We start from the raw sequence: 19927 nt of genomic DNA, 5'->3' as shown, positions 1-19927 counted from the left end.
GTCGCGGCTCATGACCCAGAGCTTCTACGACCGCGTCGCCGGCGAACTGTCCGAGATCGACGCCCAGGGCCTGACCAAGCCCGAACGCATCATCGCCTCGCGCCAGGGGCCTGTGATCCAGGTCGCCGGCCGCGACGTGCTGAACTTCTGCGCCAACAACTATCTTGGCCTGGCCGGCGACGAGCGCGTGACCCAGGCCGGAATGGCGGCGCAAGCGAAGTGGGGCGCCGGCACCGCGTCCGTGCGCTTCATCTGCGGCACGCTGGAGATCCACAAGGAGCTGGAAGCGGCCATCGCCGCCTATCTCGGTTTCGAGGACGCCATCCTGTTCGCCGCCGCCTTCGACGCCAACGGCGGTCTGTTCGAGCCGCTGCTGGGCGAAAACGACGCCATCGTCTCCGACAGCCTGAACCACGCCTCGATCATCGACGGGGTGCGGCTGTGCAAGGCCAAACGCTATCGCTTCGCCAACTCCGACATGGACGAGTTGGAAAGCCGGCTGAAGGAGGCCCGCGCGGCCGGCGCCCGCGACATCATCATCGCCACCGACGGCGCCTTCTCAATGGACGGCTATATCGCCAAGCTGGACGAGATCCGGGCGCTGGCCGACAAATACGACGCCCTGATCATGGTGGACGACTGCCACGCCACGGGTTTCCTCGGCATGCAAGGCAGGGGCTCGTTCGCCCATCACGGTGTCGAGGTGGATTTCGTCACCGGAACCTTCGGCAAGGCCCTGGGCGGCGCCATGGGCGGCTTCATCTGCGCCAAGAAGTCGGTGGTCGAACTGCTGAAGCAGCGGGCGCGGCCCTATCTGTTCTCCAATGCACTCGCGCCGGCCGTGTGCGGGTCCAGCCTGGAGGCCATCCGCATCGCCCAAGGGACGGAAGGCGATGCGTTGCGCACCCGTCTGTCGGCCAACGCCCATCGCTATCGCGGGGCCATGTCGGACGCAGGCTTCACCCTGCTGGACGGCGAGCATCCGATCATCCCTGTCATGCTGGGCGACGCCAAACTGGCGCAGGATTTCGCGGCGCGGGCGTTGGAGCTGGGCGTCTATGTGATCGGTTTTTCCTTCCCCGTCGTGCCGCGTGGTCAGGCCCGCATCCGTACACAGATGTCGGCGGCGCATAGCTTCGATCAGATCAACCGGACGGTTGAAGTGTTCACTCAGGCGGGACGGGAACTGGGCGTCATTTAGCCCCTTTCGCCCGCCATCGACGAAGACCAAGCGGCGAGAAGGCGTGGGGCCTCAGCCGCCGGTTCCGGGATGAACCCGGAGCCGTGATTTCAGGGAGTTGAGACTATGACCGACACGATGAAGGCCCTGGCCAAGACCGCGCCTGGCGTCGGCCTGGAACTGATTGACGCGCCTATCCCCGAGGCGGGACCGGAGGATGTGCTGATCCGGGTGCATCGCACGGCTGTCTGCGGCACCGATATCCACATCTGGAACTGGGACGAGTGGTCCCAGAAGAACGTTCCGACCCCGATGATCACCGGCCACGAGTTCGCCGGCGAGATCGTCGCCATCGGCAAGGACGTGGATCGGCCGCTGAAGATCGGCCAGCGCGTCTCGGCCGAGGGCCACGTCATCGACCTGAACTCGGAAGCCGCCCGCGCCGGCCATTTCCACCTGGACCCCAAGACGCGCGGCATTGGCGTGAACCGTCAGGGCGCCTTCGCCGAGTTCGTGGTGGCGCCGGCCTTCAACGTGATCGAACTGCCGGACGATGTGCCCTATGAGATCGGCTCGATCCTCGATCCGTTCGGCAATGCGGTTCACACGGCCCAGCAGTTCGACCTGCTGGGTGAGGATGTGCTGGTCACCGGCGCCGGCCCGATCGGTATGATGGCCGCCGCTGTTGCCCGCCACGCGGGCGCGCGCACCGTGGTCCTGACCGACATCAACGACTTCCGGCTGGAGCTGGCGCAGAAGGTCGCGCCGGGCGTTCGCACCGTGAATACGACCAAGGAAGACATCCACGATGTCATGAAGGAACTGGGCCTGAAGGTTGGCTTCGACGTGGCGCTGGAGATGTCTGGCTCGCCCATCGCCTTCAAACAGTGCGTCGACACCCTGATCATGGGCGGCGGCATGGCGCTGCTGGGCATTCCCGGCAAGCCGATGGAAACCGACTGGGGCGCGATCATCCTGAAGGCCCTGACCATCAAGGGCGTGTACGGCCGCGAGATGTTCACCACCTGGCGCAAGATGCTAGGCCTGCTGAAGGCCGGGCTGGACCTCAGCCCGCTGATCACTCACCGCCTGGGTTACGCCAACTACCGCGAAGGCTTCGAAGCCATGAAGTCGGGCCAGTCGGGCAAGGTCGTGCTGGACTGGGACAAGGCGGCCTGAGAGACGAATGCTGCTGATCAGACAGCCAGCAGCTGTTTGATCAGCGCCTTTTCAAACCCCTTGGTCTCTGACCCCGGCAAGGCCTTGCCGATTTCGCCGCTTTCGAACAGGGCGAAGACCTTGGGGTGGACATAAGACGCGCGGCAGACGGTGGGGGTGTTGCCCAGCAGACCGGAGACGGCTTTCACGCAGACGGTGATCTTTCGCTTGGCGTCGGTGGGCGAGGTCGGGGCCTCGGTCTCTCGCAGCGCCCGCGCCGCCGAGACGGTCCCGGCCCAGGTGCGAAAGTCCTTGGCCGAGAACTGCTCGCCCATCGCCTCGCGGATGTAGGCGTTCACGTCATCGGAATCGACCGGGCACAGCGTGCCGTCGGCCGCGCGATATTTGAACAGTTGCTGGCCGGGCAGGCCTTCTAGCTGCCGCACGACCTTGGCCAGGCGCCGGTCCTTGACGCTGACGCTGTGATCCTTGCCGCTCTTGCCGCGAAACTCGAACGTCAGGGCCGCGCCGTCCACGTCGATGTGGCGCTTGTGCAGAGTCGTCAGGCCGTAGCTGCGGTTCTGTTTGGCGTAGATGGAGTTGCCGACCCGGATAAGGGTGATCTCCAGCAGGCGCACGGCGGTGGCCAACACCTTGTCGCGACAGACGCCGCGAAGAGCCAGGTCATGTTCGACCTTCTCGCGCAGCTTCGGCAGGTTGCGCGAGAAGGCGGGCAGCTTGTCGAACTTGTTCTCCGAGCGGGCCGTGCTCCAGTCGTTGTGATAGCGGTATTGTTTGCGGCCCTTCACGTCCCGGCCGGTGGCCTGGATATGGCCGTTGGCCTTGGGACAGATCCAGACGTCGGTCCAGGCTGGCGGAATGGCCAAGGCGCGGATGCGGTCCAGGGTTTTGGCGTCCGTGACGGTCTTGCCCTTGGCGTCGCGATAGGACCAGCCCTTGCCGGCGCGGCGGCGGGTCAGGCCCGCGAACTCGTCGCTGCAATAGCTGAGGCCTTGGGGAACTTCGGCGGCGATGTCGAAGGCGTGCGATCCGTCGGCCATCAGCCGTTCGCCTTTTCGAGGCGATCATGCAGCCGTTTGATCCAGCGCTCGGCCGGATCGCCGCCCCACAGCAGCCAGGCGATATAGCCGGCCGAAGGATCGGTGCGGCTGCCCCAGCCCTTGCCGTTCTTGTCCACGGTGTGGCGGGCGAAATAGCTGTAGATGTCCTTGATGTCCTTGTCCGAGACGGGCTTCTGATCCGCCAACTGATGGGCGCGGCGTACGCCGACCTCGGTGCCGCCCCGGTCGTGCTTGTCGCGCAGGTCGAGACCGCGCTTGGCCTGGGTCGCGACGCCCTTGGGCGGCTTGCGTTGCGCGTCGGTGAGTGTGGTTTTGGCGGCCATCGCATCTTTCCGTACAAGGACTTGGGCCGAACGCCGTGTCTGGCGCGCGAGTTCCGCTTGACCGCGCGGGCCGGGCGCGGGACGAGGCGGCATGAACTATCGCCACAGCTTTCACGCCGGAAACTTCGCCGACCTGGTCAAGCACGCTCTGGTGTTGTGGCTGGTGAAGGCGCGGCAGGCCGCGGGGCCGCTGACGGTCTTCGACACCCATGCGGGGGCGGGGCTGTACGATCTGTCGGGCGAGGGCGCGCGGTCCAAGGAGGCCGAGGCCGGCGTGGCGCGGCTGATGTCCGCCGAGGGGCGGACGCCGCTGATGGACGCGCTGGCGGCCGAGGTCGCGGCGCTGAATCCTGAGGGCGGATCGCGGTTCTATCCGGGGTCGCCGTTGCTGATCGCGGACGCGCTGACGCCCGGCGGTCGCTACGTCGGGTTCGAGCTGAACCCGCCGGTGCGAGCCATGCTGGCCGAGGCGCTGAAGGGGCGAACGAACGCCGAGGCGCGCGAGGGCGACGGCTATGCGGCCGTGGTCGCGGAGGCGGCGAAAGCGCGCGGGCCGCTGGTGCTGATCGACCCGCCTTTCGAAAAGCCCGACGACTATGTCCGCTCGGCCGAGACCGCGATTTCGGTGGTGAGGCGCGATCCGACGGCGACGGTGGCGATCTGGACGCCGCTGAAGGATCTGGAGACCTTCGACGGCTTCATCCGGCGGCTGCAGGGCAAGGAGAGGCCGACCCTGGTCGCCGAGGCGCGGCTGAGGCTGCTGACCAATCCGATGAAGATGAACGGCTGCGCTATGGTGGTGGTCAATCCGCCGGCGGGCGCGGAAGCGGCCGCGACCGAGATCTGCGGCTGGGTCGCGGGGGCGCTGGGCGAAGCGGACGGACGGGCCGAGGTCTGGACCTTCTGACCGCAGTCACTAGGTTGATCGCATGACGCGCATCGCCATTCTGGAAACCGGACACCCGCCGGAGCATCTGAAGGACGATTTCGACGACTATCCGGCGCGGTTCCGGGCCCTGCTGGGCGAGGGCGTGCCGACGACGCGGTTCGACGTGCAGTCTGGGCATCTGCCGGGCGATCCCTCGGCGTTTCATGGGGCCATCGTCACGGGGTCGGCGGCGGGGGTCTATGACGACCTGCCGTGGATCCCGCAGTTGATTGACTGGCTGAGGGCGGCGCGGGGTCGGACGCGGCTGGTCGGCATCTGTTTCGGGCATCAGGCGCTGGCCCATGCGTTCGGCGGGGTGGTGGAGAAGTCGCACAAGGGCTGGGGCGTGGGGCTGCACCGCTATGACGTGCGTGAGGATGCGCCGTGGATGCATCCGCGCGCGCGGACGATCGCCATTCCCGTTTCGCATCAGGATCAGGTGGTCGCGGTTTCGGACGATGCGCGGGTGATCGCGTCCAGCGGGTTTACGCCTTACGCCGGTCTGGCCTGGGGCGACGATGCGATCTCGTTCCAGTGCCACCCGGAGTTTCAGCCGGACTATGCGGCGGCCCTGATCGAGGGACGGCGTGGGGTGCGCATCCCGCATGATGTGGCGGATCAGGCGATCGACAGTCTGAAACGGCCCAACGACCGGGCGGTGCTGACCGCCTGGATCCGCGCCTTCCTGCTGCTGACCCCGCCGCCGGTCGAGGATGACGGCAGCGGGATTTAAAGACCCAGCAGCCGGATCAGCGCCAGCGCCAGCACTACAAGGGCGCCCAGCGACAGGACGACGGCGGCGACGACACGGCCGCCGGCGCGGGCGACAGCGCGGATGTCGGTCTGAAGGCCCAGGGCGGCCATGGCGACGACGGTCAACAAGCCCGAGGCGGCGGCCATGGGCGCCAGCGCAGCCTGCGGGATCAGGTCGAACGAGCGCAGGCCGATCATGACCAGGAAGCCGATGATGAACCAAGGGAGCAGGCGCGACAGGCCGGGCTTTGCGGCGCCGGGCGCGCGCTCGCGGAAGATCAGCGACAGGGCGAGGATGACAGGGCCGAGCATCAGCACCCGCACCAACTTGACCACCGTGCCGGTCTGGGTGGCGACCGCGCCGAAGGGCGCAGCGGCCGCCAGAACCTGCGGCACGGCATAGACGGTCAGACCGGCCAGGGCGCCGTATTGCAGGCCGTTCAGATGGATCAGGCCACCCAGCAGGGGCAGGGTCAGAACCACGATCACGCCGAGCACGGCGGTGAAAGCGATGGAAGCGGCGACCTCTTTCCCGTCTGCGTCGATGACGGGGGCGACGGCGGCGATGGCGGAGTTGCCGCAGATGGCGTTGCCGCAGGCGACCAGCAGGGCCATGCGCGCGTTAAGGCCCAGGGCGCGGCCGACGCCGAAACCGACGACGATGGCGAGCGCGACCAAGGCGAAGATGCCCAGGACGAAGCCGACGCCCAGCGATGACAGGGTGGCGGCGCTGACCGAGGTGCCGAGCAGGACCACCGCAACCTCCAGCAGGGTCTTCGCGGAGAAGTCGATCCCGGCCTTGAACCGCGCATCGGGCGTCCAGGCGGTGCGGACGGCGGCGCCCAGCAGGATGGCCAGCACCAGCGGCTCCAGCCAGACATGGCCGATCACGTCGCGCTCGATGCTGGTCAGACCGATGGCGGCCAGAGTGACCAACAGGCACAGCATGACGCCCGGCCGGATTTTGCGCGCGAACGCTGTCGCCGACGCCACAATGGGCGCGCGAAGCGGGGCGGGCAGGGCGGCGGACTCCATCGGCAAGCGTGATGCGCCTGCCCTCGACGGCGGTCCAACGGATAGTTATGGTCGTTTCAATCCGATTTGGAGATCAATCGTGACCTTGGAACGCCTGCGTATCTTCGTCGCCGTCGCCGAGCGTGACCATGTGACGGCGGCGGCAAGGGCGCTGAACCTGACCCAGTCGGCGGTGTCGAATGCTTTGGCCGCTTTGGAAGCCGAGCATGACGTGCGGCTGTTCGACCGGGTCGGGCGTGGCGTGGTGCTGAACGAGACCGGCCGCGCCTTCCTGCCCGAGGCCAAGGCGGTGCTGGCGCGAGCGGCGGCGGCTGAGGCGGCTCTGGCGGACATGAGCGCCCTACGGCGCGGGCGTCTGGCGGTGTTCGCCAGTCAGACCATCGCCAGCTACTGGCTGCCGCGCCGATTGGTGGATTTCCATACGGCCTATCCCGGCGTCGAACTGGCCGTCGAGATCGGAAACACGCGCGAGGCGGCGCAGGCCGTGTTGAGCGGCGCTGCCGAGATCGGCCTGGTCGAGGGGGCGGTGGACGAGCCGGCCCTGTCGCAGGTTCAGGTGGGGTCGGATCGGCTGGCCGTGCTGGTGACGCCGGACCATCCCTGGGCGACGCGACGTCGGCTGGAGGCGAATGATCTGGCGGACCAGCCTTGGGTGTTGCGCGAAGTCGGCTCGGGCACGCGATCGACTCTGGAGGCAGCGGTGCGGGACATTGGGGTCGATCCCGCGACCCTGTCGGTGTCGATGACCCTGCCGTCGAACGAGGCCGTGCTGGCGGCGGCCGAGGCCGGGGCCGGGGCCACGGCGCTGTCGGAAAGCGTGGCCTATGCGTCGGTGGCCGCCGGACGGCTGGTGACGGCGCCCTTCACCCTGCCCGAGCGGCCGTTCCGCCTGTTACGACACCGCGAACGGTATCGCAGCCGCGCCGGCGACGTGTTTGTCGAGGCGATGGGCTAGGGCCACTTCACCACCGGCGGCATGGACGACAGGATCGAGTCGACGTTCCCGCCCGTCTTCAGCCCGAACATGGTGCCACGGTCGTAGAGCAGGTTGAACTCGACGTAGCGGCCCCGCCGGATCAGCTGTTCCTCGCGCTCCTCGGCCGTCCAGGGCTCGGCCATGCGGGCGGCGACAATGCGCGGATAGACGTCCAGGAAGGCCAGGCCGATGTCGCGGGTGAAGGCGAAGTCGCGGTCATAGTCGCCGCTGTCGTGATGGTCATAGAAGACGCCGCCAGTACCGCGCGGCTCCTTGCGGTGAGGCAGATAGAAATACTCGTCGCACCAGGCCTTGTATTTGGCGTGCCAGGTGGGGTCGTGGGCGTCGCAGGCGGCCTGCATGGCCGCGTGGAAGGCGACGGTGTCGGGGTGATCCTGACGACGATCCGCCATCAGCACGGGCGTCAGGTCGCCGCCGCCGCCGAACCAGCTCTTGGTCGTGGCGATGAAGCGTGTGTTCATATGAACGGCCGGAATGCGCGGGCTGACGGGGTGGCAGATCAGGCTGATCCCCGTCGCGAAGAAGCGCGGATCGACGTCGGCGCCGGGCACGTTCTTGGCGTAGTCGGGGGGAAAGGCACCATGCACGGTAGAGACGTGGACGCCGACCTTTTCGAACAGGCGGCCGTGCATCATTCCCATGACGCCGCCGCCGCCCTCGGGCCGTTCCCATGCGGTGCGGACGAAGCGACCGGGCTCGCCGGGGAACAGGTCGGCGGGGGCGGCATCCTCCAGCGCCTCGAAGGCGGCATGGATGCGGTCGCGCAGATGTTCGAACCAGGCGCGGGTCTCGACCTTCTTAAGGTCGAGCGGATCGGAGAAGACGGCGTCGCTCATGGCGCGCTTGAACCACGTCGCGGCCGCGGCGTCATCCGGCGAGGTTGTCATAAGCAGAATCGCGGGCGCTAATGGCCGTCTGCCGTTTTCAGGAAGCCCGCCCATGATCCGTCGTCTCGTCTCCGTCGCCGTCGCCTCGCTCGCGCTGGGAGGAGCGGTTCAGGCCCAGGACGCGGACGAGGCGCGGGTGATGGAGATTTTGAAGACCACGCCGCTGATCGACGGGCACAACGACCTGCCGTGGGCGCTCCGACAGCAGTATGGGAATGACGTCTACGCCGTTGATCTGACGAAGAATCTGGCGGCGTCGACGAAACTGCATACTGACATCGCGCGCCTGCGGGCTGGAGGCGTCGGAGGGCAGTTCTGGTCCGTCTATGTGCCCGCCAGCCTGACGCCGCTGGAGGCGGTCGAAGAAACCTTTGAGCAGATCGATACGGCCAAACGCATCATCGCCGCCCATCCCGACACCTTCGGCTTGGCGACCACGGCGGACGAGGTGGATGCGGTGTTCAAGTCGGGCCGGATCGCCAGCCTGATCGGGATGGAGGGCGGCTATTCGATCGACGATTCCCTGGCCCTGCTGCGGGAGTTCTACCGCGCCGGCGCCCGCTACATGACCCTGACCCACTCCAAGACCACCACCTGGGCCGACAGCGCGACGGACGCGCCGAAGTGGGGCGGGCTCAGCCCGTTCGGCGAGGTGGTGGTCAAGGAGATGAACCGGCTGGGCATGATGGTCGATCTCAGCCACGTCTCCGAGGAGACGATGCTGGACGCCATGCGCGTGTCCGATGCGCCGGTGATCTTCTCCCACTCCTCGGCGCGGGCGGTCACGGATCATCCGCGCAATGTGCCGGATCGAGTGCTGCGGATGATGCCGCAGGACGGCGGCATCGTGATGATCAACCTGGCGCCCGGCTTCGTGTCCGAGGCGGTGCGAACCTGGAACGGGGCCAAGGCGGGCGAGGAGGCGCGGCTGAAGACCCTGAACCCCGGCGATCCCGGCGCGGTCGAGGCCGGGCTGACCGCCTGGACCGCCGCCAATCCGACGCCCCAGGCGACCCTGGCCGACGTGGTGGCGCATATTCAGCACGTGCGCGAAGTGGCGGGCATCGACCATGTCGGCCTGGGCGCCGACTTCGACGGCATCGGCAGCCTGCCGGAAGGCATGGGCGGGGTGGACGCCTATCCGCGAATCCTGGCGGCCCTGATGGAGGCGGGCTGGACCGAGGCCGACATCCGCAAGATCGCCGGCGAGAACCTGCTGCGGGTGATGCGGCCGGTCGAGGCGGTGGCGGCGTCAAAGTCCGGCGAACGCCCGTCGATGGCGCGGCTGGAGCCCGCTTCGGCTCAGAACTGACCGACGGCGCCCGTCTGGCGCAGGCCTTCCCAAAGGGCGATTCCGGCTGTGACCGACAGGTTCAGCGAGCGGGCGTCGGGTCGCAGCGGCACGACGACACGCGCGTCGGCGGCGGCGTGGACATAGTCGGGGGCGCCGGCGCTTTCCTTGCCAAACAGCAGGGTGTCGTCAGGCTGGAAGACGAAATCGGGCAGGGGTGTGGCGCCCTTGGTCGTAAGCAGCACCAGCCGCCCGGCCGGACGATCCGCCTGGAAGGCTTCCCAGTCCGCGTGGCGGGTCATGTGGGACAGTGGGCCGTAGTCGAGGGCGGCGCGCTTCATGGCGCGGTCGTCAAAACGGAAGCCCGTCGGCTCGATCACATGCAGATCGACGCCGAAACAGGCCGACAATCGGATGCAGGCTCCGACGTTCTGAGGAATGTCCGGTTGAAAAAGGGCGAGACGCATTCTAAGGCCTGACATACGCGCGGCGAGGGGGTTTGTCGCGGTCTGTTTGCGAGCGTTTCGCAAGAAACGTCAGCAGCTTGCGTCCAACGCGGCGCAAGTCACGGGCCGTCGGGGATTCCCGGCGTCTTTTGTTGGTTCGTGCCGTGGCTGGGGACGCCCTTGGGGGTCTTCTGCGGCGTTCGAGAGGTGGAAACGTGGCCGAATCGGTCGTGCATACGGAAGACGGTCACAGCCCTGAGGGCGGTGATCCCAATCGTCGGGACTTTATCTACATCGCGGCGGGCGCCGCAGCGGTCGGCGCGGGCGCCATGATCGCCTGGCCGCTGATCAACCAGATGAATCCGGCGGCCGATACGCTGGCGCTGGCGTCGATCGAGTTCGACCTGACCAAGGTTCAGGAAGGCCAGCAGGTCGTCATCAAATGGCAGGGCAAGCCGGTGTTCGTGCGTTACCGCACCCCGGCCGAGTTGCAGAAGGTCATCGCGGACGATCATGCTCCGGACCTGAAGCAGCCCCAGACCGACGCCGAGCGCACTAAGCCGGGTCACGAGAAATATCTGGTCGTCATCGGTTCGTGCACGCACCTGGGCTGCGTGCCGACCTTTGGCGCGGGCGATTACGGTGGCTGGTTCTGCCCCTGCCACGGCTCGCACTACGACGCCTCCGGCCGCATTCGTAAGGGGCCGGCGCCTCTGAACCTGGTGGTGCCGGAATACGATTATCTGTCCGACACCCGCGTCAAGATCGGCTGAGGACCAAGGGGGAATCATGAGCGATCACGAGAGCACCTACGTCCCGAAGACGGGCGTCGAGAAGTGGCTGGACACCCGGCTGCCGATCATCCGTTTCGGCGCGGACTACATGTCCCTGCCGACGCCGCGGAACCTGAACTACTGGTGGACCTTCGGCGGCATCCTGGCCCTGTGCCTGATGACGCAGATCGTCACCGGCATCGTCCTGGCCATGCACTATACGCCGAACGTCGACCTGGCCTTCGCCTCGGTCGAGCGCATCATGCGCGACGTGAACGGCGGCTGGCTGATCCGCTATGTCCACGCCAACGGCGCGTCGATGTTCTTCATCGCCGTCTATCTGCATATGCTGCGCGGCCTCTACTACGGCTCGTACAAGGCGCCGCGCGAGATGATCTGGATCATCGGCTGCGTGATCTTCTTCCTGATGATCGCCACCGCCTTCCTGGGCTACGTCCTGCCGTGGGGCCAGATGTCGTTCTGGGGCGCTGAGGTCATCACCAACCTGATCGGCGCCATTCCCGTGCTGGGCGAGCCGATCCTGATCTGGCTGCGCGGCGGCCCGGCGATCGACAATGCGACGCTGAACCGCTTCTTCTCGCTGCACTATCTGCTGCCCTTCGCCATCCTGGGCTGCGTCGTGCTGCACCTCTGGGCGCTGCACTCGGCCGGTCAGAACAACCCGGTCGGCATCCTGATCCCGAAGGATCGGGAGAAGAAGGACACGCTGCCCTTCCACCCGTATTTCACGGTCAAGGACGGCTTTGCGATCATCCTGTTCCTGATCCTGTTCGCCATCTTCGTCTTCTATCAGCCGAACGCGCTGGGCCACGCCGACAACTATATCCCGGCCAACCCGCTGCAGACGCCGGCCCACATCGTGCCCGAGTGGTACATGCTGCCCTTCTACGCGATCCTGCGCGCCATCCCGGACAAGTTCGGCGGCGTGGTGGCCATGTTCAGCGCCATCGGCGTGCTGTTCGTCCTGCCCTGGCTGGATACGTCCAAGGTGCGCTCGATGCGCTATCGCCCGACGATGCGGACCTTCTTCATCATCTTCCTGGTGGTGGGCGTGGGCCTGGGCTGGTGCGGTGGTCAGCTGCCTGACGCGCCGGTGATCGGGTCGTTCAAGACCTTCACCCTGATCGACGGCGACCTGAACTCCTACCTGTGGCTGACGCGGGTCTTTACCCTCTACTACTTCGTCTTCTTCCTGATCATCATGCCGCTGGTCGGGTTGAAGGAGCAGCCGCTGCCGATCCCGGCGACGATCTCCGAGCCGGTCCTGACCGGCGCCGGCGCCGTCGAGCACAAGGTCTGAAAATCATGACGATTGGAATGAAGACCGTGTCGTTCAAGACGATCATCGCCTCGGCCGCCATCGCGCTGGGTCTGTCGAGCGCAGCCGCTCCCGCCATGGCGTCGGGCGCCGCCGCCCATCCGCGCTCGGGCGGGTTCAGCTTCGAGGGGCCGTTCGGCACCTATGACCAGGGCCAGCTGCAACGCGGCTATAAGGTCTATCACGAGGTCTGCGCCGCCTGTCACAGCATGAACCTGATGCACTATCGGAACCTGGGCGACCGTCATGGGCCGTTCTGGAATCCGAAGTACCCGAACCCGAACGACAACCCTGTCGTGAAGGCTCTGGCCAAGGAAAATCAGGTCGGCGACATCGACAGCGAGACTGGCGAGGCGATCCAGCGTGACGCCACGCCCGCCGACAAGTTCCGCGCCCCCTATCCCAACGCCACGGCGGCGGCGGCGGGCAATGGCGGCGCCGCGCCGCCCGACCTATCGGTCATGGCCAAGGCCCGTCACGACGGCGCCAACTACATCTATTCGCTGCTGTCGGGCTACAAGGCCGCGCCGGCCGGCCTGCAGATCCGCGAGGGTCAGCACTACAACCCCTATATGGCCGGCGACCTGACGCCGTTCTGGACGGGTGACCACAAGGACGTTCCGCCCGGCGGCTTCATCGCCATGCCGCCGCCGCTTCAGAACGGTCAAGTGACCTATGACGACGGTTCGCCGCAGACGGTCGATCAATACGCCAAGGACGTCGCGGCCTTCATCGCCTGGACGTCCGAGCCGAAGATGGTCGAGCGCAAGCAGGCCGGTCTGGGCGTGATGATCTATCTGCTGCTGTTCGCCGGCATCACCTACGTCGCCTACCGCCGCATCTGGAAGGGCGTCGCGCACTAAGGACGTCGCCGCCTGATCGAAATCGTAAGCCCGCCGAGGTTCGCCTCGGCGGGCTTTTTCGTTTGCAGATCATGTTTGGTACGGCCCGAAGCCGTTGTGTGCACTGTCTGAAGTTGATTGTCATCGCCTTGAGGTGGCGCGTGTTTGCAACCTGTGTCTAAATCGCTGACGAACTTCGTGAGGTGACAATGCTTACAATTGCTCTCGGCTTGGCGATGACAGTTTCCGCCGCGCAGCCGACCACCACACCAAGTCCCTCGAACTCTCAGGTCATCTACGCGGTCGGCGGCCTTGCGCGTTTCGAAGACAACGACCGTCGCCTGATTGTCGAAAACGAGCGGCGTGATCAAATCCAGCGTTGGCGGCAGGTGGTCATCAACCAGCGCTTCGAGCTGGCTGACAAACTCGACCGTTTGATCGCCAGCGGCGATTGCGAAGCTGCGAGGGATCTGGCCGTCCGTGGTCGTTATGCCGACATTCGCGAGGCCGTGACAAAAACCTGCGACGCTCGCGAGAGCCCCGTTGCACGCTAACGGAAGCCTCGTTTGTGTCGACAGCTGGATGATCGCCCCCTAGGGTCGCGCATCGTTTCTGGCTGTGGGGCCCTCAGTTCATGCGTCTTGTCTCTTCTTTCGCCGCTCTTTTGTTGGCGAGCGCCGCCTTGTCCGCCTGCGCCACGGCGCCCAACCCCGCTGCGGATCACACCGTCCCGACTTTCGATGCGGCGCGCATCTCGCAGGACATCAAGACGCTTTCGGACGACAGTTTCGAGGGCAGGGGCATCGCCACACCGGCCGAGGAAAAGGTCATCCGGTATCTGAGCGAAGGCTACGCCGCCGCCGGGTTCGAGCCGGGCGGGCCGAACGGCCAGTGGACGCAGGACGTGATCCTGAACCGCTTTACCCAGTCCAATGTCCGGGCGTCGTTAAAGCTGGGCGACTGGACCCTGGCGATGACGCAAGGGCGCGAGGTCGCCATCTCGACCCGCCGCCCGGCTGAAAACGTCAGCCTTAAGGACGCGCCGCTGGTCTTCGTCGGCTATGGCATCAATGCGCCCGAGCGGCGGTGGAACGACTTCAAGGGCCAGGACCTGCGCGGCAAGATCCTGGTCGTGCTGGTCAATGACGCCGACTTCGAGGAGCCAGCGCTGAACACCTTCGGCGGCAAGGCCATGACCTATTACGGCCGCTGGACCTACAAATACGAAGAGGCGGCCAAACAGGGCGCGGCGGGCGTGCTGATCGTGCACGAGACGGCGCCGGCGTCTTACGGCTGGCAGACGGTCGCCAACTCCTGGGGCGTGTCGCAGTTCGACATCCTGCGCCAAAATGCGGCGGCGGAGCGCGTGCCGATGGAGGGCTGGATCCAGCGTGACGTGGCGGTCGATCTGTTCCGTCGCGCGGGTCTGGATTTCGACGCGCTGAAGGTCCAGGCGCGCAGCCGTGACTTCCAGCCGGTCGCCTTGCCCGGCGCATCCTTCTCGACCGAGTTCGACGTGGCCACCAGTCAGGTCACCAGCCACAACGTCATCGCCCGCCTGCCGGGCTCGACTCATCCGGACGAGACGATCCTCTATACCGCCCACTGGGATCACATCGGCATGGGCGAGCCGGATGCGACCGGCGACCGCATTTTCAACGGGGCGGTGGACAACGCGTCGGGCACGGCGGGTCTGTTGGAGCTGGCGCGCATGTTCGGTCGCGCGCCGCGCACCGAGCGCTCGATCGTGATGATCAGCTTCACCGGCGAGGAAAGCGGCCTGCTGGGCTCGGAATACTATGCGGTGAACCCGGTCTATCCGTTGGCCAAGACGGTGGGCGGGTTCAACATGGACTCCATGAACGTCTATGGCCGCGTCACCGGTCTGGGCGTCACCGGATATGGCCAGTCGGACTTCGACGAACGTCTAGCGGCGGCGATTCAGCCGCAAGGGCGGTCGCTGGTGCCGGATTACGAGAATGCGGCCGGCACCTATTATCGTTCGGACCACTTCCCGCTGGCCAAGCGCGGCGTGCCGATGGCCTACGCCGGCAGCCGGGGCGAATTCCGCGACGAACCGATCGCCGCGCGCGAGGCGGCGCGGTCGGAATACGGGGCCAAACGCTATCATCAGGCGGCGGATGAATGGTCGCCCGACTGGGACTACAGCGGCATGATCGAGGACCTGGCCGTCTTCTACGATGTCGGTCGCGCCCTGGCGAACGGTCGCGACTGGCCGCAGTGGAAGTCGGGTTCGGAGTTCGCGCCGGTGCGCGCCACGACCGCGTCCGAACGCCGCTAGTCTTTTCAAACATCGAGATGGGGCGGGGAGGGATCTCCGCCCCTTTGCCATTCCGCCTGTCGAGTCAGTTCAATGATCCATCGCCGTTCACCCCTCATCGCCCTCGCGGCGCTTGCACTCGCCGCCTGCGCGACCACGCCGGTCGCATCTCCGGCGCCGAAGCTGGACGCTTTCGCCGTGGCCTCGGCCGCGACGCCTCAGTTCAGCGCCCAGCGCCTGTCGGACCACATCAAATATCTGGCGTCGGACGAGTTGGAGGGGCGGTTTCCCGGCCTGATCGGCGAACGGCTGACCCTGGCCTATCTGCAGGCGCAGTATGAGGCGATGGGGCTGGAGCCGGGCGGGCGCGACGGATCATGGCTGCAGCCCGTCGATCTGGTGCGCTTCACGCCGGAGCGGGCGCCGATGGCGTCCTGGACCGGGGCGGACGGCGTGGCGCATCCGCTGGTTTCCGGGACGGACATCACCCTGCGGGCCGGTTCGGCGGAACCGGTCGTGACGGCCGAGGCGCCGCTGGTCTTCGCCGGTTACGGCATTTCGGGCCCGACCTGGGACGACTATGGCAATGCGGACCTGACCGGCAAGGTCGTGGTCATTCTGCGCGGCCAGCCGACGGTGATGGGCGAGGATCCCAACTTCTACGGCTCGACCACGCACAAGACCCAGGAGGCGCTGAAGCGGGGTGCCGTGGGCGTCATCACGCTTCAGGACCAGGACAACCGCTGGCGTCGCGCTTTGGGCGGGGCGACCCGGCCGCAGATGACGGTCAAGGGCGCGCAGGACCCGCGTTTCAGCGGATCCATCAACATGGCCACGGCGACGGCGATCGGCGGCGGGGCCCTGGAAGCCGCCGTCGAGCGTGCGAAGACGACCGCCTTGGGCGGAGCGATCGATCTGGGCGCGCGGCTCAGCGTCGATATCGCCGAGGCCACCGAGGTCATCCACTCCAACAACCTGCTGGCCAAGATCCCCGGCACCGAGCGGCCTGACGAGTACGTCTTCTATTCCGCCCACTGGGATCACGTCGGCAAGGCCCGGACTCCCAATGCCGAGGGCGACGACATCTTCAACGGCGCCTGGGACAATGCGTCGGGGACGGCCGGTCTGATCGAGATGGCGCGGGCGTTCAAGGCTGGACCGGCGCCGAAGCGCACCGTGGTCTTCCTGCACGTCACGGCCGAGGAGCAGGGGCTGCTGGGGTCGGAAGCCTATGCCGCCGATCCGGTCTATCCGCTGGCCAAGACGGCGGCGGACATCAACATCGACATGCTGCCCTTCACGCCAGCGACGCGCGACGTGGCGGTGTTCGGCGTGGGCAAGTCCGAGTTGGAGGATATCCTGGGCCGGTTTGCGGCCGTGCAGGGGCGGGTGGTGACGGGCGACGGCTATCCGGAGGAAGGCTTCTACTACCGCTCCGACCACTTCAACTTCGCCGCCGGCGGGGTGCCGGCCCTAATGCCGTGGACGGGCCGCGATTTCGTCGAGGGCGGGATCGAGGCGGGCAAGCCCTATTACGAGGGCGCGATGGCCAAATACTATCACAAGCTGACCGACGAATGGCGGGCCGACTATGATTTCACGGCCGCCTTGCAGAACCTAGACCTGCTGTATCGGCTGGGGCTGACGGTGGCCGACAGCGAGAGCTGGCCTGCGTGGAAGCCGACGGCCGAGTTCAACGCCATCCGCGACCGCACGGCGGACCAGAGACGCTAGGCCTCAAACCGCGCCGAACGGATAGGGGCTGACGGACTTGGACCAGTCATCGACCGCTAGGGGGCGGTCGATGGGGGCGGCGGCGCGTTCGGCGCAGGGGTGACGATGACACAGGCGGCAGGCCGGGCCGATGGGCGTGACCTCGGGGTTCTGCAGGTCGATGCCGTGGGCGTAGGCCAAGCGATGCGCGTGACGCAGTTCGCAACCCAGGCCGACGGCGAGGTCGTGGCGCTCATCATAACCGTCGTGGCCTTGCCGCTCGACCGTGCGGGCGAAGGTGAACCAGCGGCCGCCGTCTGGAGTCTCGATGATCTGGGTGACGATGCGGCCCGGCGTGCGGAAGGCCGAATGCAGCCGCCAGCGCGGGCAGGCGCCGCCGAAACGCGAGAAGGGAAAGGCGCCCGCCGCATAGCGTTTGGAGATGTTGCCCGCCTGATCGACACGCATCAGGAAGAAGGGCACGCCGCGCGCGGTGGGGCGCGACAGGGTGGTCAGGCGGTGCGCGGCCTGTTCGTAGCTGACGCCGAACCGGGCCTGGAGCCGAGCCAGATCGTAGCGCGTCTCTTCCGCCGCCCGCTGGAAGGCGGCGTAGGGCATCAGGGTCGCGGCGGCGAGCGTGTTGGTCAGGGCGACCTTCAGCAGCGATCGAGTGGGCGCGTCCGGGGCGTTCGAGGCCTCTGCCAGCGCGTTGAGCGCCGGCCCCTGCTCGGCCAGGGCCAGTTGATAGGCGGTGGCAAAGGCGCGCGAGGACGGCCCCAGGGTTTCCGACAGCAGCAGGCGGCGGCGGTGCAGGTCGTAGCGACGGGTCCACTCCACCATGACCTCGGCCGGCAGGGTTCGGACGCCAAGGTCGTGCCTGGCCGCCAGCCGATGGCGCGCGGCGGGTTCGAAGCCGTCAGCGTGGGCGGGCGCCTCTGTGGACAGGGCGTCGGACAGGGCCTCGCCCATCTGGTCCAGTTCGGGAAAATGGTTGCCGCGCGACTGGATGTATTCGCGCACCCATTCGGCGGGGCTGGTCTCGATCGGGCTCTCACCCGTTTCGGCGGCGGCGCGTGCGCGCGTGCGGCCGTCGTCGAAGGCCTGATAGAGGCGCAGCAGGGCGTCGGCGACGCCGGGCGCCTCTTCCAGCAGTTGCACCAGTTCGTGGCGGGGGGCGGATAGGTCCTTGAACAGGGGGTCGGCCAAGATTTCCGTGAGACGCGCCTCGTCCGCCGCGCCACCCTGGTTCAGCGCGCGCAGATCGACGTCATAGGTGTCCGCCAATCGCAGCAGCAACTGGGCTGAGACCGGCCGCTGATTGCGTTCTATGTGATTGAGATAGCTTGGAGAAACGTCCAGATCGGCGGCCATGGCGGTCTGGGTCAGCCCCAGATCGCGCCGCAGCCGCTTGAGCCGGGCACCCAGAAACAGCTTGCGGTCAGCGGCGGTGTTCATCACCACACGATGTCACAACGTGACCGAATAAGCAAAGTCATAGTATGACAAGATGACTTCGTTGATGGGGTTCGGTCTGTATCAGTTTTGACCGGTGCGTGTTCTTGTCTCCGAGACGGCGGCTGCGGCCGCGCCCTTCAGAGACCGAGTTCGAGCATGACCACCTTCGCCGATCTGGTGCCTTCGCCCGCCGGCCGTTTCGACGGCATCGAGCGCCCCTACACCCCTGAGGACGTCCTGCGCCTGCGCGGCTCGGTGCCGATCACCCATACGCTGGCGGAGCGGGGCGCCAACCGCCTGTGGCAATTGCTGCACGACGAGCCCTTCATCAATGCGCTGGGCGCCGTCACCGGCAACCAAGCCATGCAGATGGTCCGCGCGGGCCTGAAGGCCATCTATCTGTCAGGCTGGCAGGTCGCGGCGGACGCCAATACGGCCGGCGCCATGTACCCCGACCAGTCGCTGTATCCGGCCAACGCCGCGCCGGAACTGTGCCGCCGCATCAACCGCACCCTGCAACGCGCCGATCAGATCGAGCATGCCGAGGGCGGCGCCAAGCGTGACTGGTTCGTTCCCATCGTCGCCGACGCGGAAGCCGGTTTCGGCGGGCCGCTGAACAGCTTCGAGATCATGAAGGCCTTTATCGAGGCGGGCGCGGCCGGCGTTCACTTCGAGGACCAGCTGGCGTCGGAAAAGAAGTGCGGCCACCTGGGCGGCAAGGTTCTGATCCCGACCCAGGCGCATGAGCGCAATCTGGTCGCCGCGCGTCTGGCCGCCGACGTCATGGGCACGCCGACCATCACGGTCGCGCGCACGGACGCCGAAAGCGCGCAACTGATCACCTCGGACATCGACGAGCGGGACCAGCCCTTCATCGATCGCGACAACCGCACGCCTGAAGGCTTCTTCCGCCTGAAGGAGGGCACGGGTCTGGACCACTGCATCGCGCGCGGCCTGTCCTACGCCAATATCGCCGACCTGCTGTGGTGGGAAACCAGCCATCCGGATCTGGACGACGCCAAGAAGTTCGCGGAAGCCGTCCAGAAGGCCCATCCGGGCAAGCTGATGGCCTACAACTGCTCGCCGTCCTTCAACTGGAAGGCCAAGCTGGACGACGCCACCATCGCCAAGTTCCAGCGCGAGCTGGGGGCCATGGGCTACAAGTTCCAGTTCGTGACCCTGGCCGGCTTCCACAGCCTGAACAACTCGATGTTCGAGCTGGCGGACGGTTATCGCGATCGCGGCATGGCGGCCTATTCCGAGCTGCAACAGCGCGAGTTCGCCAACGAGGCCAGCGGCTACACCGCCACGCGTCACCAGCGCGAAGTCGGCACCGGCTATTTCGACCAGGTCGCCACGGTCATCTCCAACGGCACGTCCTCGACGACGGCGCTGAAGGACTCGACCGAGACCGCCCAGTTCACCCACGCGGCTTAACCCGGAA

The 19927-nt window shown here is 66.7% G+C and carries 19 protein-coding genes; 13 read left to right on the top strand and 6 right to left on the bottom strand.

Features of this window, described 5'->3' with window-relative positions; translation table 11 throughout:
* The first annotated feature begins 10 nt into the window (after window positions 1-10).
* A complete protein-coding gene (locus B3T77_RS07210) occupies window positions 11-1201 on the top strand; it encodes a glycine C-acetyltransferase (RefSeq protein ID WP_292078428.1) in 1191 nt (396 codons plus the stop codon).
* Between the two features lie 117 nt (window positions 1202-1318).
* On the top strand, window positions 1319-2359 hold the full coding sequence (tdh, locus tag B3T77_RS07205; protein ID WP_349681213.1) for an L-threonine 3-dehydrogenase: 1041 nt from the start codon (window positions 1319-1321) through the stop codon (window positions 2357-2359).
* Window positions 2360-2376: 17 nt separating this feature from the next.
* Here tdh and B3T77_RS07200 read toward each other — a convergent pair whose 3' ends face one another.
* Complete coding sequence (locus B3T77_RS07200; protein ID WP_292078424.1) at window positions 2377-3399, bottom strand: DNA topoisomerase IB; 1023 nt, start codon at window positions 3397-3399, stop codon at window positions 2377-2379.
* Window positions 3399-3743, bottom strand: coding sequence for a hypothetical protein (locus B3T77_RS07195; RefSeq protein ID WP_292078422.1), 345 nt, complete (start codon window positions 3741-3743; stop codon window positions 3399-3401). Before B3T77_RS07195 ends, B3T77_RS07200 begins: the two co-directional genes overlap by 1 nt.
* Before the next feature lie 91 nt (window positions 3744-3834).
* Here B3T77_RS07195 and rlmJ point away from each other — a divergent pair, with 91 nt between their 5' ends.
* Together rlmJ and B3T77_RS07185 are read left to right on the top strand one after the other, a co-directional pair.
* Window positions 3835-4650 carry a 23S rRNA (adenine(2030)-N(6))-methyltransferase RlmJ gene (gene rlmJ, locus B3T77_RS07190; RefSeq protein ID WP_292078420.1) on the top strand — a complete coding sequence of 272 codons (816 nt, stop codon included), beginning with the start codon at window positions 3835-3837 and terminating at the stop codon, window positions 4648-4650.
* Window positions 4651-4672: 22 nt separating this feature from the next.
* On the top strand, window positions 4673-5404 hold the full coding sequence (locus B3T77_RS07185; RefSeq protein WP_292078419.1) for a glutamine amidotransferase-related protein: 732 nt from the start codon (window positions 4673-4675) through the stop codon (window positions 5402-5404).
* Here B3T77_RS07185 and B3T77_RS07180 read toward each other — a convergent pair.
* Window positions 5401-6459, bottom strand: coding sequence for a YeiH family protein (locus B3T77_RS07180; RefSeq protein ID WP_292078530.1), 1059 nt, complete (start codon window positions 6457-6459; stop codon window positions 5401-5403). The two genes, B3T77_RS07185 and B3T77_RS07180, sit on opposite strands and share 4 nt — an antisense overlap.
* A 79-nt stretch (window positions 6460-6538) precedes the next feature.
* On the opposite strand from B3T77_RS07180, the gene B3T77_RS07175 reads away from it, so the two are divergent.
* Window positions 6539-7414 carry a LysR family transcriptional regulator gene (locus tag B3T77_RS07175; protein ID WP_292078417.1) on the top strand — a complete coding sequence of 292 codons (876 nt, stop codon included), beginning with the start codon at window positions 6539-6541 and terminating at the stop codon, window positions 7412-7414.
* Here the strand turns inward: B3T77_RS07175 and hemF are convergent.
* Entirely contained in the window at window positions 7411-8292 is an 882-nt protein-coding gene (hemF, locus tag B3T77_RS07170; protein ID WP_091748981.1) for an oxygen-dependent coproporphyrinogen oxidase, read from the bottom strand. The two genes, B3T77_RS07175 and hemF, sit on opposite strands and share 4 nt — an antisense overlap.
* Window positions 8293-8395: 103 nt before the next feature.
* Here hemF and B3T77_RS07165 point away from each other — a divergent pair, with 103 nt between their 5' ends.
* Entirely contained in the window at window positions 8396-9655 is a 1260-nt protein-coding gene (locus B3T77_RS07165; RefSeq protein ID WP_292078414.1) for a dipeptidase, read from the top strand.
* Here B3T77_RS07165 and B3T77_RS07160 read toward each other — a convergent pair.
* Complete coding sequence (locus B3T77_RS07160; protein WP_292078412.1) at window positions 9646-10101, bottom strand: tRNA (cytidine(34)-2'-O)-methyltransferase; 456 nt, start codon at window positions 10099-10101, stop codon at window positions 9646-9648. The genes B3T77_RS07165 and B3T77_RS07160 overlap by 10 nt on opposite strands.
* 194 nt (window positions 10102-10295) lie before the next feature.
* On the opposite strand from B3T77_RS07160, the gene petA reads away from it, so the two are divergent.
* The 6 genes from petA (at window position 10296) to B3T77_RS07130 (ending at window position 17049) form a co-directional block, all read left to right on the top strand.
* Window positions 10296-10853 (top strand): ubiquinol-cytochrome c reductase iron-sulfur subunit, encoded by a 558-nt coding sequence (gene petA / locus B3T77_RS07155; protein WP_045810115.1) that lies wholly within the window; start codon window positions 10296-10298, stop codon window positions 10851-10853.
* Window positions 10854-10869: 16 nt separating this feature from the next.
* A complete protein-coding gene (locus B3T77_RS07150; protein ID WP_039245598.1) occupies window positions 10870-12174 on the top strand; it encodes a cytochrome b in 1305 nt (434 codons plus the stop codon).
* A gap of 5 nt (window positions 12175-12179) precedes the next feature.
* Window positions 12180-13055, top strand: coding sequence for a cytochrome c1 (locus B3T77_RS07145; RefSeq protein ID WP_292078407.1), 876 nt, complete (start codon window positions 12180-12182; stop codon window positions 13053-13055).
* Between the two features lie 215 nt (window positions 13056-13270).
* The gene (locus B3T77_RS07140) at window positions 13271-13588 is read left to right on the top strand and encodes a hypothetical protein (protein ID WP_292078405.1); all 318 of its coding nucleotides are present in this window, start codon (window positions 13271-13273) and stop codon (window positions 13586-13588) included.
* 80 nt (window positions 13589-13668) lie between these two features.
* Window positions 13669-15336, top strand: coding sequence for a M28 family metallopeptidase (locus B3T77_RS07135; RefSeq protein WP_292078403.1), 1668 nt, complete (start codon window positions 13669-13671; stop codon window positions 15334-15336).
* 72 nt (window positions 15337-15408) lie between these two features.
* Window positions 15409-17049 (top strand): M28 family peptidase, encoded by a 1641-nt coding sequence (locus B3T77_RS07130; RefSeq protein ID WP_292078402.1) that lies wholly within the window; start codon window positions 15409-15411, stop codon window positions 17047-17049.
* A 3-nt stretch (window positions 17050-17052) separates the two neighbouring features.
* Here the strand turns inward: B3T77_RS07130 and B3T77_RS07125 are convergent, their stop codons facing one another.
* Window positions 17053-18483, bottom strand: coding sequence for a helix-turn-helix domain-containing protein (locus tag B3T77_RS07125; RefSeq protein WP_292078400.1), 1431 nt, complete (start codon window positions 18481-18483; stop codon window positions 17053-17055).
* Between the two features lie 156 nt (window positions 18484-18639).
* Here B3T77_RS07125 and aceA point away from each other — a divergent pair, with 156 nt between their 5' ends.
* Window positions 18640-19920 carry an isocitrate lyase gene (gene aceA / locus B3T77_RS07120; protein ID WP_292078398.1) on the top strand — a complete coding sequence of 427 codons (1281 nt, stop codon included), beginning with the start codon at window positions 18640-18642 and terminating at the stop codon, window positions 19918-19920.
* The last annotated feature ends 7 nt before the right edge of the window (window positions 19921-19927 follow it).

This window comes from Brevundimonas sp. UBA7838 (assembly GCF_002500885.1).
Classification (GTDB): domain Bacteria; phylum Pseudomonadota; class Alphaproteobacteria; order Caulobacterales; family Caulobacteraceae; genus Brevundimonas; species Brevundimonas vesicularis_C.
This window is presented reverse-complemented; position numbering and strand designations above follow the sequence as displayed.

Excerpts from the sequence above, each read along its gene's own strand:
- B3T77_RS07185 (WP_292078419.1), top strand. The coding sequence starts at position 4,673 with ATGACGCGCATCGCCATTCTGGAAACCGGACACCCGCCGGAGCATCTG.
- B3T77_RS07165 (WP_292078414.1), top strand. The coding sequence starts at position 8,396 with ATGATCCGTCGTCTCGTCTCCGTCGCCGTCGCCTCGCTCGCGCTGGGA.
- tdh (WP_349681213.1), top strand. The coding sequence starts at position 1,319 with ATGAAGGCCCTGGCCAAGACCGCGCCTGGCGTCGGCCTGGAACTGATT.
- B3T77_RS07150 (WP_039245598.1), top strand. The coding sequence starts at position 10,870 with ATGAGCGATCACGAGAGCACCTACGTCCCGAAGACGGGCGTCGAGAAG.
- rlmJ (WP_292078420.1), top strand. The coding sequence starts at position 3,835 with ATGAACTATCGCCACAGCTTTCACGCCGGAAACTTCGCCGACCTGGTC.
- B3T77_RS07145 (WP_292078407.1), top strand. The coding sequence starts at position 12,180 with ATGACGATTGGAATGAAGACCGTGTCGTTCAAGACGATCATCGCCTCG.
- B3T77_RS07200 (WP_292078424.1), bottom strand. The coding sequence starts at position 3,399 with ATGGCCGACGGATCGCACGCCTTCGACATCGCCGCCGAAGTTCCCCAA.
- B3T77_RS07135 (WP_292078403.1), top strand. The coding sequence starts at position 13,669 with ATGCGTCTTGTCTCTTCTTTCGCCGCTCTTTTGTTGGCGAGCGCCGCC.
- B3T77_RS07140 (WP_292078405.1), top strand. The coding sequence starts at position 13,271 with ATGACAGTTTCCGCCGCGCAGCCGACCACCACACCAAGTCCCTCGAAC.
- aceA (WP_292078398.1), top strand. The coding sequence starts at position 18,640 with ATGACCACCTTCGCCGATCTGGTGCCTTCGCCCGCCGGCCGTTTCGAC.
- B3T77_RS07160 (WP_292078412.1), bottom strand. The coding sequence starts at position 10,101 with ATGCGTCTCGCCCTTTTTCAACCGGACATTCCTCAGAACGTCGGAGCC.
- B3T77_RS07210 (WP_292078428.1), top strand. The coding sequence starts at position 11 with ATGACCCAGAGCTTCTACGACCGCGTCGCCGGCGAACTGTCCGAGATC.
- B3T77_RS07180 (WP_292078530.1), bottom strand. The coding sequence starts at position 6,459 with ATGGAGTCCGCCGCCCTGCCCGCCCCGCTTCGCGCGCCCATTGTGGCG.
- B3T77_RS07130 (WP_292078402.1), top strand. The coding sequence starts at position 15,409 with ATGATCCATCGCCGTTCACCCCTCATCGCCCTCGCGGCGCTTGCACTC.
- B3T77_RS07125 (WP_292078400.1), bottom strand. The coding sequence starts at position 18,483 with ATGAACACCGCCGCTGACCGCAAGCTGTTTCTGGGTGCCCGGCTCAAG.
- B3T77_RS07195 (WP_292078422.1), bottom strand. The coding sequence starts at position 3,743 with ATGGCCGCCAAAACCACACTCACCGACGCGCAACGCAAGCCGCCCAAG.
- hemF (WP_091748981.1), bottom strand. The coding sequence starts at position 8,292 with ATGAGCGACGCCGTCTTCTCCGATCCGCTCGACCTTAAGAAGGTCGAG.